This is a genomic window from Luteitalea pratensis (genome assembly GCF_001618865.1).
In the GTDB taxonomy this organism is placed as follows: domain Bacteria; phylum Acidobacteriota; class Vicinamibacteria; order Vicinamibacterales; family Vicinamibacteraceae; genus Luteitalea; species Luteitalea pratensis.
Map to the genome: position 1 here is coordinate 1,448,099 of NZ_CP015136.1, position 16,343 is coordinate 1,464,441.

Genomic DNA, 16,343 nt, shown 5'->3' on the forward strand with positions numbered 1-16,343 from the left:
GCCTGATGCCTGAGACCTGAGACCTGAGACCTGAGACCGAGACCGAGTCAGGATCTGACGCTGGCGACTTGCAGCACCCGCTCGAGTTCGGCGGCGAGTGCCTGTGGAAGGCATGGCTTGGTGACAAACGCGTCGCAGCCGGCGCCGAGGGCCCGCTCCTGCTCGCCATTGAGCGCGTGCGCCGTGAGCGCGACGATCGGGATCGCGGCCGTGCGCGTGTCGCGCTTGAGGATCCGCGCGAGTTCCCAGCCGTCGATGCCCGGCAGCGAGAGGTCCATCAGGATGATGTCGGGTGTGAGGCCGAGGGCCTTGGCGAGCGCTTCATGCCCGTCGGCGGCCTCTTCGACGCGGTACCCGCGGCGCGCGAGGTAGAAGGCGTACATCTCTCGTGCGTCGGCGTAATCGTCGACGAGCAACACGAGCGGCGCCATCGGGGGAAGTTCAGGCATGGGATGCGGAAAATCGGATGGCCGAAGCCGCATCATAGGTCACGCCCGGCGCACCTTCAAGGCTGTAGGGTTGCGAGACTGGTCCCGGTGTGACCGCACGGGCCGCGCTCGGAGAGCGGGCCCTACCGTGAGCCTGCACCGGAGGACGACGGCCCCGGCGTCTCGCGACACCGGGGCCGGGTGAAGTCCGATCGGTTCTGCGCTACTCGGTGCGCGCGAGTGGCTTGAGCTCCCAGCCCTTGCGGTACTCGCGGGTCAAGTACTTGTCGGCGTCCTTGTCGTTCACGAACGTCTCGGACTTGCCGTCGAACTGGAGCTGGCGGCCCGTCCGGTACGCGATGTTGGCCAGGTGCGGCAGGGCCGATGAGAGGTGGCCCTCCATGATGTCGCACGTCAGGAGCTTCGGGTTGTTGGCGCGGATGGCGTCGACGAAGTTCTGGTAGTGCGGCGACTCGATGCTGAAGAGCACGTTCGGGTCGCTGCCGCCCGATCCCGGCGGCGCCTCGGATCCGGGACCCTTCTCGTCCTTGCTGCGCCCCTTGTACGACTGCCACTTGCGGCCGTCGCCATCGACCCACATCCAGCCGTCGGTGCCGTAGAACAGGTTGCCGATCTTGACGGTGCCCTCGTCGTTGGTCGACTCGCCGCGCGTGCCGAACTCCAGCACCGTGCCGTCGGCGTACTCGAAGAGCGACGTCTGGACGTTGGGCGTCTCCTGAGCCGACTCGGGACCGAAGTAGCCGCCAAACGAGCTGACCTTGGCCGGGTGCTCCATCTTGCCGAGACCCCAGCGTGCGATGTCGAACTGGTGCGGGCCCTGGTTACCGGTGTCGCCGTTGCCGTAGGACCAGTTCCAGTGCCAGTTGTAGTGGAAGCGGTTGACGTTGAACGGCGTCTTCGCGGCCGGACCGAGCCACAGGTCGTAATCCACCTTCGACAGGTAGGCGGCGTCCCAGGCTGGCTCAGGGCGGGCGTCGGTATTCAGCTTGTAGGTCTGGCCGGCGGGAAGCGGGCCATCGGGATACTTGCCGATGGGCGGACGCGCCTTGAAGCACAGGCCGCGGGCCATGTAGACCTTGCCGATGCCGCCGTCCTTGAGGAACTGCATCGCCTGGCGGACGGCCGGGCGGCTGCGGTTCATCGTGCCGACCTGGACGATCTTGCCGAACTTCTTCTGCGCCTCGACCTCCTGGCGCCCTTCCCAGATCGTGTAGTTGGAGGGCTTCTCCACGTACACGTGCTTGCCGGCCTGCAGCGCCATCACGGTCATGAGCGCGTGCCAGTGGTTCGGCGTGGCGATGACGACGGCGTCGATGTCCTTGTCGTCGAGGACACGGCGGAAATCCTGCACGAAGGTCGGCTTGAACGTCGGGACGTCGGCGAGCGCCTTGTCGTTGACACGCTCGGCCTCGAGATTGAGATCGATGTCGGCAATCGTCTTGATCTCGACGTTCTTCAGCTTGGCGAAGCCGCGCTTGAGGCCGTTGCCCTGGCCGCGGATGCCGATGCTCGCGGTCACGACCTTGTCATTGGCGCCCTGAATGCGCGTCGCGCCCATCGCCGTCGACGGAAGGAAGTGGCCGCCAGCGGCCACCACCGCAGCGGTCACGCCGAGCCGGGACGCAAACTCGCGCCGCGACAACCCTGTGCCTGAGTGTTGATCTGCCACTGTGGTCTCCATACGGGGCACGCCACGAGAGACGGCACCCGAACATTGCTTGTCTAAACCCGGAAGTCTATCACCACGGGAGATGGGAGGAGAGAGGACGGAGGAGAGAGGACGGAGGACCGAGGTAGGACCGAGGGGACGAGGACGGAGGTAGCACCGAGGGGACGAGGACGGAGGTAGCACCGCGGGGACGAGGACGGAGGTAAGGCAAGTGCGAGGACGGAGGTAAGGCAGGGGGAACGAGGGCGGAGGTAGGGCAAGGAGCGAGGGCGGAGGTACGGGCAGGGGAACGAGGGCGGAGGTACGGGCAGGGGAGGGAGGACGAGGAGAAGGCGCGGGCCGACCTCCCTCCTCCTTCCTCAGGTCCTACCTCGCTCCTCCGTCTTCCTTCCTCGGTCCTTTCACCGGGGCGCCATCTGCCACTGCCTGACCGCCTCAATGGGGTAAAGCAGCATCAGGATGTTCAAGAGCAGGTTGTCGCGAATCATGTAGCCGACGCCCAGTTCCATGGCGATCGTGGCGACGACGATCACCCACACCGGCAGGCGCGCGGCGAGCACGAAGCCGAGGACCATGGCGCCGATGTCGCTGAGCGAGTTCAGGACGCTATCGCCGTAGTAGTCGAGGGCGATGGTCGCCTCGCGATAGCGGTTGATCACCATGTCGGTGTTCTCGAGGATTTCCCAACTGCCCTCGAGCAGCACGGCGAGCGCGAGACGCACGCCGATAGGCAGCCGCCGGCCGACCAGCCACAGCAGCCCGTAGAACCCGAAACCGTGGATCACGTGCGAGAACGTGTACCAGTCCGAGAGATGCTGCGAATTGCCCGAACTGTTGACCTGCCCGTGCCACAGCGAGACGTACCCGCACCGGCACATGGGCACGCGGCCCATGAAGAGCAGCACGAGTCCGGTGGCCGCCATCAGGGCGCCGACGGCTGCCACCGTGCGCGGACTGGTCAGGAGGCCGAACGACGAGAGCCAGCCGGAGCGTCGGGTCACCGCATTACGATAGCGTCGAACGCCGATCGCGGAGTCAGGTAGGGACCGCTCTCCGAGCGGTCCACCCCCTCTGCCGCTCCGGCGCGGTGACGGCCGGCTCGGAGAGCTGCGGTGATGGCCGGCTCGGAGAGCTGCGGTGATGGCCGGCTCGGAGAGCCGGCCCTACCTGACTCCCGGTACCTGACTCCCGGTTCCCGGTTCCCGGTTCCCGTAAACTGTGGTGTGCCATTCTCACACCTCGGGCTGCATCCCAGCCTCACGCGCGCCCTCAAGGACCTTGGGTTCACGCGTCCGACCCCCATCCAGTCCGATGCCATCGGCCCGGCCCTCGCCGGACGAGACGTGCTTGCCTGCGCAGCCACCGGCAGCGGCAAGACCGCGGCTTTCCTGCTGCCGATCGTCCACAAGCTTCTCGACAAGTCGCGGGGGACGACGCGGGCACTCATCCTGACCCCCACCAGGGAGCTGGCCGCGCAGATCCTCGAAGACCTGGACAACATTGCGGTGCACACGCCGATCAGCGGGGCGGCCGTCTTCGGCGGCGTCGGCATGGGGCCGCAGGAGCATGCCTTCCGCCGCGGCGTCGACGTGATCGTCGCCACGCCCGGCCGGCTGCTGGACCACTTCCGATCGCCCTACGCCAAGCTGTCGGGCCTCGAGTTCCTCGTTCTCGACGAGGCCGATCGCATGCTCGACATGGGCTTCCTGCCCGACATCAAGCGGGTGCTCAAGCACCTGCCCACACGGCGCCAGACCCTGTTCTTCAGCGCCACGATGCCGGCTCCGATCATCAGCCTGACGCGCGAGCTCCTCGACAACCCGGCGACGATCAACCTGGCGCGCCAGGCCGCGCCCGCCGTTGGCATCACCCAGGCGATTTACCCGGTTTCTCAGGACCTGAAGGGTGCGCTGCTCGCGGCGCTGCTGTCGCGCGGCGTAATGACGCAGGCGCTGGTGTTCACGCGGACCAAGCATCGCGCCGATCGCCTGACGGCCTACCTCGAGAGGCAGGGCGTCAAGGCCGCGCGCATCCACGGCAACCGATCGCAGGCGCAGCGCACGCTGGCGCTGGCCGGGTTCAAGAGCGGCGAGTATCCGGTCCTGGTCGCGACCGACATCGCCGCCCGCGGCATCGACGTCTCTGAACTGGGCCATGTCGTGAACTTCGACGTGCCGGTCGCGGCCGAGGACTACATCCACCGTGTCGGCCGCACGGGTCGGGCCGAGGCCACCGGCGAGGCGTTCACGTTCGTCTCGCGCGAGGAAGAAGCCGAGTGGAACCTGATCGAGAAGGTCGTCGGCAAACGGTTGCCGCGCGTCCAGTTGCCCGACTTCGACTACACGGCGCGGCCCGACGCGCGCCTCGAGATCCCGATCGCCGAGCGTATTGCCGCCATCCGCAAGCGCAAGGCCGAGGAGCGGGCTCGCGCCCAGGCCAAAGCCGCGGCCCGGGCAGCACGGCCGGCCGGCAGCGTGCGCGGTAGCGCCACGGGGCCGCTGACCCGGCCTGGTCAGTCACGTCACGGTACGACCGGGCAGGGCGCCGGGGCTCCGCCACAGGGACAGCGCTCGTCGTCCGGGCCAGCGCGTCCGTCAGGGCAGGGCGGTGGACAGGGACGTCCCTCGAGCGATCCGTCACACACACGCCCGGCGCCAGCCATGCACGCCCGGCCGCACGGCAGTGGTCGTCCTGGTGGAGGACGGCCCGGTGGCGGTCCTGGCGGGCGAGGCCCGGGGCGGCGTACGCGCTAGAGTCGGCCGCTCCGGCCCAGCGCAGGCGTCGAGCAAGCTCGACGCCTGCGTATCGCCGCGCGGCAAATGCGACGTCATGCGACGTTGTTGTGTCGGAGCCGCGGCGACCTATGCCTTGGTCGGATCGGCATTTCACTGTTCCCTTACCTCTTCCCGCGCGGGGTCGCCTGCGTTATCCTCCGCCTGCGGTAAACCCCGCTGCCGATCCCGCGGCAGCATGGTAAGGCTGCATCGCAGCCGCGATGCAGATCTGGCGCCGTGGTCGACGTAGCCGACCCAATGTGTGTGCCTGCTCGCTTGCGAGAAGGAGACGTGTGATGAAGCGTATTGCGTCCGGAGCGGTCCTCGCCGCGTTCATCGCCCTGCCTGCGCTGTCCAGCGCCCAGGACGTCGAGAAGGGCAAGGCCCTGTACACGGCCAACAAGTGCCAGCAGTGCCACGCGATCGAGGGCAAGGGGAACAAGAAGTACCCACTCGACGGCGTCGGCGGCAAGCTGTCGGGCGACGACATCACCAAGTGGATCACGGCGCCTGCCGAGATGGAAGCCAAGCTCGCCGAGAAGCCCAAGATCCACATGAAGGCCTACAAACTCGCCGACGCGGACCTCAAGTCGCTCGTCGCCTACATGCAGAGCCTGAAGTAGGACAGACCGTTGACCGAGGACGGCCGGCCCATTCTGCCGCGTGCGTTCACCGCGCATCCGGTGGCCGCCTTTGGCACCGCGCTCACCACGTTGAGCGCGGTGCTCTTCGTGCTGCTCTTCATTGTCGAGAGCATCGGCATCCTCGAGAATCCCTATCTCGGGCTGCTGAATTTCGTCCTGCTGCCGGCGCTGTTCGTGCTGGGCCTGCTGCTCATCCCCACCGGTACCTGGCTCGCGCGTCGTCGTGCGCGCCAGGGCAAGGCGCCCTTCGCGTGGCCCTCGCTCGACCTGCGCGATACCCGTGTCCGCGGCTGGGTGCTGCTCCTGGCCATCGCCACCGTCGCCAACACGCTGCTTGTGACTGCGGCCGGCGTCGAGGCCATCCACTACATGGACTCGCCGGTGTTCTGCGGCCAGGTGTGTCACACCCAGATGGATCCGCATTACGTGCAGTGGCAGCGCGGGCCGGCACACACCAAGGTGGCCTGCGCGGGCTGTCACATCGGTACGGGCGCGCAGGGATTCGTGATGGCCAAGACCCGTGGGACGGCGCAGCTGATGCAGGTGATTACGGGCAAGTATCCGACGCCAGTCCCCTCGCCCATCGAGTACCGTCCGCCGACCATCCAGACCTGCGGCAGGTGCCACGGCGCGACGCGCTGGACCGGCGAACGTCGTCGCCTGTTCACCGACATCGGCGACGACCAGGCGAACACGCCGACGCAGACCTTGTTGACACTCCTGGTGGGTGGCACCAAACCGGACGGGTCTGCCTCCGGATTCCACTGGCACGCCTCCAAGGATGTGGAGGTCGACTACGTGGCGACGGATGAGAGTCGTGGAAAAATCCCCTGGGTCCGCGTAAAAAACGCGAAGGGCGAGGTGAAGGAATTCGTCGTCGACGGCTTCGACGCCGCGAAAGCGGGCGGTGAACATCGCCGGATGGACTGCGTCGATTGCCACAATAAAGTCGCGCATCCTTTCATTGCCAGCGCGGAAAGAGCGGTGGACCGTGCTTTTGCCGACGGTCGCCTCGATGCCAGCTTGCCGTACCTGAGACGTGAGGCCGTGAAGCTGTTGAAGGCCGAGTACCCCACGCATGAGCAGGCGCGCACGGCAATTGCATCAGCGCTCGAGAAGTTCTACGCCGGAGAGGGCGCAGTCGCCGGTCCTGTCGACGCTGGCCGGGTGAAGGCCGCGAGTGACTTACTCGTGGATCTGCACGGCGCGTACGTCTTCCCAGCGATGAAAGTCACGTTCGGCACTTACACCAGTAACGCCGGCCACACCGACACCGACGGCTGCTTCCGGTGTCATGACGACGAGCACAAGGCCAAGGATGGCTCGGTGATCAAGCAGGACTGTGAAACCTGCCACCGGGAAGAGGAAATCGCCCCCGCAACTCAGTAAGCGCGTGGAGGGCGAGCGGCACCAGGGTCACCCCGTCGCGCCGGGGCGCTGGAGGACCAGATGAGGCGAGCAGCGAATGCGTGGACCGGCATCCTTGCCGTGCTCACGATGTGGGCCGCAGTCACCGTCGTGTCGATCGATGCACAGGGCGGCAGGGATCAAGAGGGGGTCGTCCGCCCGACGCCTCGTGCCGCTCCTGCCGTGCCCACTGCGCCCGTGCCACCAGCAACGCCGGCGCATGCGGCGCTGGTGACGGGCGCCGGCAAGTTCAAGGCGATGCTGGCCAACGGCCAACCCGCGCCAGGCTATGCCGGCGACGCCGTCTGCCTCGAGTGCCACGAAGACCAGGGCGGCGTGAACAAGACGGCCCACGGCCGCATCAAGAACCCGCGCACACCGATGGCCAACAGTGGCTGCGAGAGCTGCCACGGGCCCGGCCAGGCCCACGTGGACGACGACGACAAGGGCAAGATCCTGCGCTTCGGCAATACGAAGGTCGATGCGCGGACAGGTAACGAGACGTGCTTGTCCTGCCACACCAGGGGCCCGCACGCGCTCTGGGACGGCAGCGCGCACGACTCGCGCAACCTCGCGTGCGCGTCGTGCCACAGCGTGCACGCCCCGAAATCGTTCGAGGCCCAGTTGAAGGCCGAGACGCAGACACAGCTGTGCCAGTCCTGCCATCAGCAGCAGGCCGCCAAGATGCGCCGTGCCTCGCACATGCCGGTCACCGAAGGCAAGATGGAGTGCTCGTCGTGCCACAACCCGCACGGGGCCGTCAACGTCAAGCTGCTCAAGGTGGGCAACTGGCTGAACGAGTCGTGCATCAGCTGCCACACGGAGAAGCGTGGGCCGTTCCTGCACGAGCACGCGGCGGTACGCGACAACTGCACGAGTTGCCACGACCCGCACGGCTCGCCGCATGAACGCATGCTCATCGCCAAGCAGCCGATGCTGTGCCAGCGATGCCACAACCACTCGCGGCATCCGGCAACGATTTACGACCAGGTGCAGTTGAACAATAAGAGCAAACAGATGCTGTCGCGCGGCTGCGTCAATTGCCACTCCGCCATCCACGGAAGTAACCACCCGTCCGGCGTCACGCTGCTTCGCTAGGAGGACACGATCATGACGACACGCACACTTGCCGTCGGCCTGTTCGGCGTCCTGCTTTCGGCGACGCCGCTCCTGGCCCAGACTCCCGCTACGCCGGCTGCGCCGGCCCCCGCGCAGCCACCCGCTGCGCCCGCCAAGCCCGCCGTGCCGGCTGCGGCTGCCGATGAGCCGACCGGCGCGCCGCTCGACGTCAACCTGCGGTCGGTGGACTTCGGCGTCCGCATCACCGACGTCAGCGGCGACGAGGCCCGCTACAACCGGTACCACGACAAGCGGACCGGGCCGGTCGTGGAAGGATTCCGCTACACCAGCGAGAACCAGGATCGCCTGTGGCGCGCCGAGGCCGACAACGTTGGCTATCGCGACCAGCGATACTCGGCAGAGTACGAGCAGTTCGGCGGTTTCAAGGGCTGGTTCGAGTACAACCAGATTCCCTACGAGCAGGACTACTCGACACGCACCCCCTACACCGTCGTCAACGACACGACGGTCACGGTCGATGATGCGCTGCAGTCGTCGATTCAGAACGGGACGGCGACGCTGAATCCGGCCGTCGACGCGTACGCGATGCCGTTCGAGTTGCGCTCGAAACGGGACATCACCAGGATCGGCGGCCAGTTCCAGGCCGGCAAGAACGTCGACCTCAACCTCGCGTTCACATCGACGGGCCGCGAGGGCTATCAGCCCCTCGGCATCAGCCTGGGGTTCGCCTCGAACTACGAGGCCCCGGCGCCAATCCAGACGCGCAACAACGAACTGGCGGCCAACGCCGAGTGGTCCAACGGCAAGGCGTTGGTCCGCGCCGGGTACGACGGCTCGTTTTTTGACAGCTCGGCGGAGTCCCTGGCCTGGGACAACCCATTGCGAATCACCGACACGCCCACGCTGACCGGGACGGGGCGGATGGCGCGCTGGCCGTCGAGCACGATGCACACGATCTCGGCGACAGGCTCGGTGGCGCTCCCGGCTCGGAGCCGTCTCACCGGCTACGTCGGTCAGTCGATGCTGGCGAGCGACGTGGATATCCTGCCCTGGACCATCAACACGGCCATCGCCCAGCCGCCCCTGCCGCGGACGTCGGTGGACGGCGACATCGACGTCACGACGGTGATGTTCCGGTTCAACACCCGACCGTTGAAGTCGCTGTGGCTGTCGGCGGCCTACCGCTCGTACGATCTCAACAACAAGACGCCGGAGTTCCAGTACAACCAGAAGGTGAACTACGACACGTCGCTGGTGAGCTTGCCCGACGGAGAGTCGTCGCACCCCTACTCATTCAACCGGTCCACCGTGGAACTCGACTCGTCGTTCACGCCGTTCCGCAACGGTGCGTTCAAGCTTGGCTTCGTGCGGGAAGAGATCGATCGCACGCACCGCATCTACGACACCACGGAGGAGAACTCGTGGCGTCTGGCGTACGACTGGACGTCCAATCCCTTCGTCACCGTGCGCGCCGGCTACCTCCGGCAGGAGCGGCGAGGCAAGGGCTTCCATCCCGAGATTCTCGAGCATTACGGCGAGCAGCCGGGGTTGCGGCACGCCGACCTCAGCGACCGGGATCGCGACGTCGCCCAGTTCGTCGTCACGTTCTTGCCGACGACGGATCTGTCGGTCAATGTCAACGCGGCGGTGGGCAACGACGAACGGCCCGACGTCGAGTTCGGTCTACGCAGCCAGGACTGGGACAGCTTCGGCTTCGGTGTCGACTACTCGCCGACTGACAAATACAACATGGGCGCGAGCTACCTCTACGAGACCTTTGGCTCGTTCGAGGCCAGCCGCACTGCGAACCCGCCGCCGGACGCGACCTTCACCGACGCGCGTCGCAACTGGGACGACACCATCGACGAGAAGGTGCACACCTTCAACCTGTACTTCGAGGTGCCGAAGATCGGCGACAAGCTCGATTTGGGCGTGACTTACGACTACACCAAGTCGGACAACACGTACACCTACGGCGTGCCTGCCGACAGCACGCTCACGCCGCCCGTGAACCTCCCGGACGCGTTCACAAAGTGGACGCAGGCCCGTGTGAATTCGGCCTATTGGCTGCGGCGCAACCTCTCGCTGGGCCTGACCTACATCTACGACCAGTTCGAAGTGAACGATTGGGCGCTCGGATCGCAGACGCTCGACCGCCTCGCGCACAGCAACACGTTCCTGCTGATGAACTACGGGTGGGATCCGTACACGGCCCACACCGTCGTGCTCAAGGCAACGTATCTCTGGTAGATCGAGAACCTGCGCTTGGCCGGCGCATGGCCATATCCAGCGCGACGTGCCTGACAGCGGGCACGTCGCGGTGCACTTCAATTCACGTGCGGTGGGGCTCTATGGCTTCGGCTTGACCTGGTCGCGGCGTCGATCCTGACGCCGATCCTGGCTGTTATCCGTCCCGGGGCCATCAACGACCTTGTCGTGGTCCTCAGCCGCGTCCTTGGCCTTGTCCTTTGCTTCTTCCTTCTTCTCTTCCTTCTCTTCCTTATTTTTTTCCTTCTGCTTCTCTCTCTCCTTCTCCTTGTCCTGCGGCGTGTTCCAGTTTCCGTCCCTGGCAAAGGCGAACAGCGGGACGCTCAGCATGGCCAAGGTCGTCATGAACGTTCTGCGACGGATGTTGCGCTGCACAAAGGCCCCCTTCCTGCGTGAATCTCGCACAAGCATAGCGGAATAGCTGGACGCTGGAGGCTGACGGCGTGTTTCTCGTCCAAAGAAGAGTTGACACGTGGTCGACCCGAATGCAACTTAGCGGCAATCGGAGCCGGGTTCTCGCGCGGCGAGACAGATAGCCATGAACGGATAGCGCGCTCGCCTCGTGGTGGCGAGGGGAGCAGGTCATGTCACCCATGGATGAATCGTCGGATCCGTCGCACCAAGACCCCTCCGAGAGCCCTCGCGGTAGCGCCGGGCTGTCCCAGCACGGCGGGCCTTCCGACCCCGTGTTGGTGCATGGCGATGCCACACCGAACTCGTCAATCAGCCGCAGGGACCTGTTCAGGCTGACCCTCGGCGGCGGCTCCGGACTCGCACTCGGCGGGCTCCTCGACGTTCCCGCCATGCGGGCCGCGACGAAGGACCTGAAGCTTTCGGAGGTCAGCGAGTTCACCACCTCGTGCAACTTCTGCTCGTGCGGGTGCGGCATGATCGCCGTCGTTCGTGACGGCAAACTCCTGACGATGGAGGGCGACTACGACCACATCGTCAATCGCGGGTCGTTGTGCGTCAAAGGCATTTCGATGTTCGCGACGCACGCCTCCCCGAGCCGGCTCACGACGCCCCGCTACCGGGCACCTGGCAGCGACCACTGGGAAGACATCACCTGGGACGATGCGATCAAACGCGTCGCGCAGAAGATTCGAAAGACGCGTGACGAGACGTGGATCGCCACCGAGAAGGTGGATGCGCCTGACCTCGTCGTGGATCGCGCCGCCGGTGACCGGACCTCGAGCGCCCCACGGTTTGTCCCCCACGAGGGTCCTCTCGCAGAAGTGCCCGTCAATCGCACCGACGCGATCGGCTTCATGGGCGGCGCACAGAACACGAACGAGGAGTGTTACCTCTTCCAGAAGGCGGCGCGGCTTCTCGGCCTTGCGTACGTCGAGCATCAGGCCAGGCTTTGACATAGCCCCACGGTCCCCGGTCTGGGGGCAAGCTTCGGCAGGGGAGCGATGACCAATCACTGGGTCGACTTGCAGAACTGCAAGACGATCCTGGTGGAGGGGAGCAACGTCGCCGAGAACCACCCGATGGCCTTCAAGTGGATCCGGAAGGCACAGGAGAACGGGGCGACGATCATCCATGTCGATCCGCGATTCACGAGGACCTCGGCGGCGGCCGATGTCTACGCGCGCATCCGGCCCGGCACCGATGTGGCGTTCCAGAACGCGATGATCAGTCACATCATCGCCAACAGGCTGTACGACGAGGACTACGTCGTCACCCACACGAACGCCCTCTACCTCGGCGACGAAGCCTTCAGCTTCAAGGACGGCGTCTTCAGCGGCTACGACGAGGAACACCACACCTACGACACCAGGACCTGGGGATACCAGCTCGATGCGAAGGGCAAGCCGCGTCTTGCGACGAGTCTCGACGATCCGCACTGCGTGTTCGCGCGACTGAAGACCTTCGTCTCGCGGTACACGCTGGAGATGGGCGAGCGGATCACCGGCATTCCGGCCGATCAGATCAAGCAGATCGCCGAGACGATGGCGAAGAACAAGCCGGGCTCGATCCTCTATGCGCTCGGAATGACCCAGCACACGACGGGTGTGCAGGGGATTCGCTCGTTCACGATCCTGCAACTCCTGCTTGGCAACATCGGCAAGCCCGGCGGCGGCGTCAACGCGCTCCGCGGCGAGCCGAACGTGCAGGGCGCCTGCGACATGGCGGTGCTCTACAACTACATGCCCGGCTACCTCAACTCGGCGACCAATGCCGAGCCGACGATCTACCACTACGCGCGCAAGAACGGCATCGCCGACACCCGCTATCTCGTCAACACGCTCAAGGCATTCTTCGGAGACGCCGCTACCGCGGAAAACGACTACGCGTATGCCTGGCTGCCCAAGCGCATCGCCACCAAGGACTACGGCACCATGCCGATGTTCGAGGACGCGCTCGCGGGCAAGCTGAAGATGCTCTGGATCGTCGGCCAGAATCCAGCAGTCACGCTGCCCAACCTGAACCTGACGTTCGAGGCGATGGACAAACTCGAGACGCTCGTGGTCCAGGAGATCTGGGAAACGGAGACCGCAGCGTTCTGGAAGCGTCCGGGGGTGGATCCGAAGTCGATCAACACGGAGGTGATCCTGCTGCCAGCGGCGTTCTTCATGGAGAAGAACGGCACCATCAGCAACTCGGGCGGCATGGTGCAATGGCGCCACGCCGCCGTGAAGCCTCCGGGGCAAGCCAGGCCAGACGGCCTGATCGTCGATCAGGTCTTCCGCGCGGTACGCGACATGGTCCACGACTCGAAGGAGCCGAGAGACGAGATCATCAACAAGGCCTTCTGGACCTACACAACGGCCGAGGACGTCCTGCGCGAGATCAACGGGTATGCACTCCGCGACAACCCGGAGACCGGCCTCAAGAAGGGCGAACTCGTCCGCAAGATCGGCGATCTCCGCGCCGATGGGTCCACCTCGTCTGGCTGCTGGATTTACGCGGGTGTCTTTGCCGGCGGCGAGAACCTCTCGAAGCGCCGCGATTGCCAAACGGATCCGGGAGGCCTCGGCCTCTACCCGGGTTTCGGGTGGACCTGGCCGAACAACATGCGGATCCTTTACAACCGCGCGTCGTGCGACAAGGACGGCAAACCCTATCCGGGCTCGAAACCGATCATCTGGTGGGACGAGCAGACCAGGCGCTGGACCGGACACGACGTGCCGGACGTACCAGTTGTGACCGACGGCCCCGACACGCCGAACGGCCAGCGGCCCTTCCATCTGGGCGCGGAGGGGGTCGGTCGTCTCTTCGCGGCCGTCTACTCGGACCCCGACGCGAGGTTCACCGACTATTGGCGCGACGTGGCCTACGTGCCCAAGGACGGTCCGCTGCCGGAGATGTACGAGCCCGTCGAGAGCCCGGTGGACAACGTGCTGCATCCGGGCGTGAAGAGCAACCCGATGCTCAAGTATCCGCGCGTCAAGTCGCATCAGCCGATCGGCACCGTCGACAAGTTCCCCTACGTGCTGATGACGTCCACCGTCGCGGAGCACTGGTGCGCGGGCTCGACGACGCGCAACATCCCATGGCTCAACGAGCTGATTCCCGAGCCAGTCCTGGAGCTGCCGATCAGCCTCGCCAGCAAACTCGGGGTCGAATCAGGTGATTGGGTCCGCGTCTCGTCTGCGCGCGGTGAACTCGAGGTCAAGGCCCTCGTCACGCCGCGCATGAAGGCGCTGAAGATCGGCGACCAGGAAGTGACGGTCGTCTGGATGCCGTACAACTGGGGCTTCCAGGGACTGTCGACCGGGCCGAGCGTCAACCACCTCACGATCGACGCCGCGGATCCCGGAGCGGGTACCCAGGAGACCAAGGCGTGCCTCGTGAACGTGGTCGCCGCCGGCCGCCGTCGCACACGACGATCAGAGACACCAAGGGGACGCACATGACGCCAGTGGCGACCGAGGGCCCGATCAGGGCAACGCTGATCGACATCTCGAACTGCATCGGCTGCCGAGCGTGCCAGGTGGCGTGCAAGCAGTGGAACGAGCGCGACGGCGAGCAGACCGAGCTGCAGGACGACCTGGGCTTCCAGAACCCGGCGACGCTCAGCGCGAAGACGCTCACGCTCATCGCGTTCCACGAGTTCGAGAACGCGCAGAAGCCGGGAGGCCTGGAATCCGCGTTCGTCATGCAGCGGTGCCTCCACTGCCTGGAGCCGGCCTGCGTCTCCGCGTGCCCGACGACGGCGCTCTACCGGCAGTCCGACGGTCCGGTGTCGTACAACGTCGACGACTGCATCGGCTGCCGATACTGCGCGCTGGCATGTCCCTGGGATGTGCCGACCTCGGACTGGAACACGCGCGCCCCGAAGATCTCCAAGTGCACGCACTGCGCCGACCGCGCCCCCCAGCCGCCGCCCACGACGTTCAATGGCCAGCCCCTGTCGCTCGAAGCGGCGAAGCAGTTTGCCGACACCATGGCGATTCCTGCCTGCGTCAAGGCGTGCCCCGCCGACGCCCTGCGATACGGCACGCGCGACGAGATGCTGGCGCTCGCGCACAAGCGCATCGCAGATCGCCCCGACAAGTACGTTGACCACGTGTACGGCGAGAAGGAGCTGGGCGGGACGAGCGTGCTGTACCTGTCGAGAGTGCCGTTCGACAAACTCGGCTTCCCGACGTACGGCGACAAACCGTTTCCGGCCTTCACGAAGACGGCACTCGGCGCAGTCCCCCCTGCCGTCATGGCCGTTGGCGCCTTGCTCGGTGCCTCGTACGCGTTCTTCCGCAAGCGGGCCCAGGCGGTGGCGGATGCATCGGCGGCGTCCAGGCATGCCCACCACGGTCACGTTGAATTCGAGCCCCTCCGGAGCGCGCTGATGACCCCGTTCAACTGGGTCCTCCTGCTGCTCATGGCCTTCGGTGCCATCTCGTTCGTTGCGCGCTTCGCCCTGGGGCTCGGCGGCAGCACCAACCTTTCCGATACGTACCCGTGGGGCTTGTGGATCCTCTTTGACCTGGTGTGGATCGCGGTGGCCGCGGGCGCATTCGCGATGGCTGGCGTGATCTATGTCTTCCAGCGCAAGGATCTCTACGGGCTGGGACGCAGCGCCGTCCTCATGGGGCTCCTGAGCTACTCGTTCGTGACGGTCACGCTGATCGCCGACCTCGGCCTGCCCTGGCACTCCTACGCGCTCGCCCTGAATGCGCCGGAACACTCCGCCATGTTCGAGGTGTCCTGGTGCGTCGGCCTCTACGTCACGATCCTCCTGCTCGAGTTCCTGCCTGTCCCGTTCGACTATTTTGGATACCACCGGGCAGCGTCGGCGTGGCGGCGATGGAACGGCGCCTACGTGGCTGCAGCGGTGACGCTGTTTGTCTACATGCTGTCGCGCAACGTCCTGTACGCCCTCGGGACCGCCATCGTTTTCGGCGCCCTCGCCTGGATCTTCCGCGCCCGCGACGAGCACGCCGAGCCGATCATGCTGGCGATCGCCGCCGTCACGCTCTCGACCATGCACCAGAGCTCACTCGGCTCCCTCTACCTGCTGATGCCGAACATGCTCGCCCCGCAGTGGTGGTCGCCCGTGATGCCCGTCTCCTTCTTCCTGTCGTCGATCGCCGCGGGCACAGCGCTCGTGATCGTCATCGACATGTGGATCGCGAAGGGGTGGCGCCGCCCGATCGAGATCGCGCGACTCGCGTCGGTCGGGCAGATCACGTTCTGGGCGCTTCTCGTCTACCTCGTGTTTCGTCTTGGAGACATGGCGATCCGCAACCAGCTAGCCGGAGCCTTCGCCGGTGGCCTCGGGTTGGCCTTCGCGGCCGAGATCGTCCTCGGTGGCGTGCTTCCGCTCATCCTGCTGTCGCGCAGGTCGCTTCGGCAGCGGCCTGACGTGCTCTGCGTTGCGTCGGTCCTCGCAGTCGGTGGTGTGGCGTACAACCGCATGAACGTCGTCCTCTTCGCGATGACCTTCCGGGGCCGCATGCCCTGGGTCGCACCGGAAACCTATGTGCCGTCGATCGTCGAGTGGGGCGTCTCGATCGGCCTGATCGCCGCGACGATCTTCCTCTTCGGCCTGGCGGCCCGCCTGATGCCGGTCCTCTCGAAGGCGCAGCCCATCGAGGGACATTGA

11 protein-coding genes are annotated in these 16,343 nt (G+C 65.8%); 7 read left to right on the forward strand and 4 right to left on the reverse strand.

Going from position 1 to position 16,343, the window contains the following annotated elements; translation table 11 throughout:
* Positions 1 to 47 precede the first annotated feature (47 nt).
* From LuPra_RS06045 to LuPra_RS06055, 3 genes are all read right to left on the reverse strand, one after another.
* On the reverse strand, positions 48 to 449 hold the full coding sequence (locus tag LuPra_RS06045) for a response regulator (protein ID WP_110174553.1): 402 nt from the start codon (positions 447 to 449) through the stop codon (positions 48 to 50).
* A 202-nt stretch (positions 450 to 651) separates the two neighbouring features.
* A complete protein-coding gene (locus LuPra_RS06050; protein WP_234800748.1) occupies positions 652 to 2,118 on the reverse strand; it encodes a Gfo/Idh/MocA family protein in 1,467 nt (488 codons plus the stop codon).
* 401 nt (positions 2,119 to 2,519) lie between these two features.
* Positions 2,520 to 3,080: a DUF2585 domain-containing protein gene (locus LuPra_RS06055; protein ID WP_418001404.1), complete on the reverse strand. Its 561-nt coding sequence runs from the start codon at positions 3,078 to 3,080 to the stop codon at positions 2,520 to 2,522.
* Positions 3,081 to 3,341: 261 nt separating this feature from the next.
* On the opposite strand from LuPra_RS06055, the gene LuPra_RS06060 reads away from it, so the two are divergent.
* The 5 genes from LuPra_RS06060 (at position 3,342) to LuPra_RS06080 (ending at position 10,273) form a co-directional block, all read left to right on the forward strand.
* Positions 3,342 to 4,871: a DEAD/DEAH box helicase gene (locus LuPra_RS06060; RefSeq protein WP_234800749.1), complete on the forward strand. Its 1,530-nt coding sequence runs from the start codon at positions 3,342 to 3,344 to the stop codon at positions 4,869 to 4,871.
* Between the two features lie 317 nt (positions 4,872 to 5,188).
* Positions 5,189 to 5,515 carry a c-type cytochrome gene (locus LuPra_RS06065; RefSeq protein WP_157898797.1) on the forward strand — a complete coding sequence of 109 codons (327 nt, stop codon included), beginning with the start codon at positions 5,189 to 5,191 and terminating at the stop codon, positions 5,513 to 5,515.
* Positions 5,516 to 5,524: 9 nt separating this feature from the next.
* Entirely contained in the window at positions 5,525 to 6,925 is a 1,401-nt protein-coding gene (locus LuPra_RS06070) for a cytochrome C (RefSeq protein ID WP_110169915.1), read from the forward strand.
* Between the two features lie 60 nt (positions 6,926 to 6,985).
* Entirely contained in the window at positions 6,986 to 8,041 is a 1,056-nt protein-coding gene (locus LuPra_RS06075; RefSeq protein ID WP_110169916.1) for a DmsE family decaheme c-type cytochrome, read from the forward strand.
* 12 nt (positions 8,042 to 8,053) lie between these two features.
* On the forward strand, positions 8,054 to 10,273 hold the full coding sequence (locus LuPra_RS06080) for an MtrB/PioB family outer membrane beta-barrel protein (RefSeq protein ID WP_110169917.1): 2,220 nt from the start codon (positions 8,054 to 8,056) through the stop codon (positions 10,271 to 10,273).
* A 99-nt stretch (positions 10,274 to 10,372) separates the two neighbouring features.
* Here LuPra_RS06080 and LuPra_RS06085 read toward each other — a convergent pair whose 3' ends face one another.
* Positions 10,373 to 10,666 (reverse strand): hypothetical protein, encoded by a 294-nt coding sequence (locus tag LuPra_RS06085; RefSeq protein WP_110169918.1) that lies wholly within the window; start codon positions 10,664 to 10,666, stop codon positions 10,373 to 10,375.
* Between the two features lie 317 nt (positions 10,667 to 10,983).
* On the opposite strand from LuPra_RS06085, the gene fdnG reads away from it, so the two are divergent.
* Both fdnG and LuPra_RS06095 read left to right on the forward strand, forming a co-directional pair.
* Positions 10,984 to 14,154 carry a formate dehydrogenase-N subunit alpha gene (gene fdnG / locus LuPra_RS06090; RefSeq protein WP_418001405.1) on the forward strand — a complete coding sequence of 1,057 codons (3,171 nt, stop codon included), beginning with the start codon at positions 10,984 to 10,986 and terminating at the stop codon, positions 14,152 to 14,154.
* On the forward strand, positions 14,151 to 16,343 hold the full coding sequence (locus LuPra_RS06095; protein ID WP_110169920.1) for a 4Fe-4S dicluster domain-containing protein: 2,193 nt from the start codon (positions 14,151 to 14,153) through the stop codon (positions 16,341 to 16,343). The genes fdnG and LuPra_RS06095 overlap by 4 nt, the downstream gene beginning before the upstream one ends.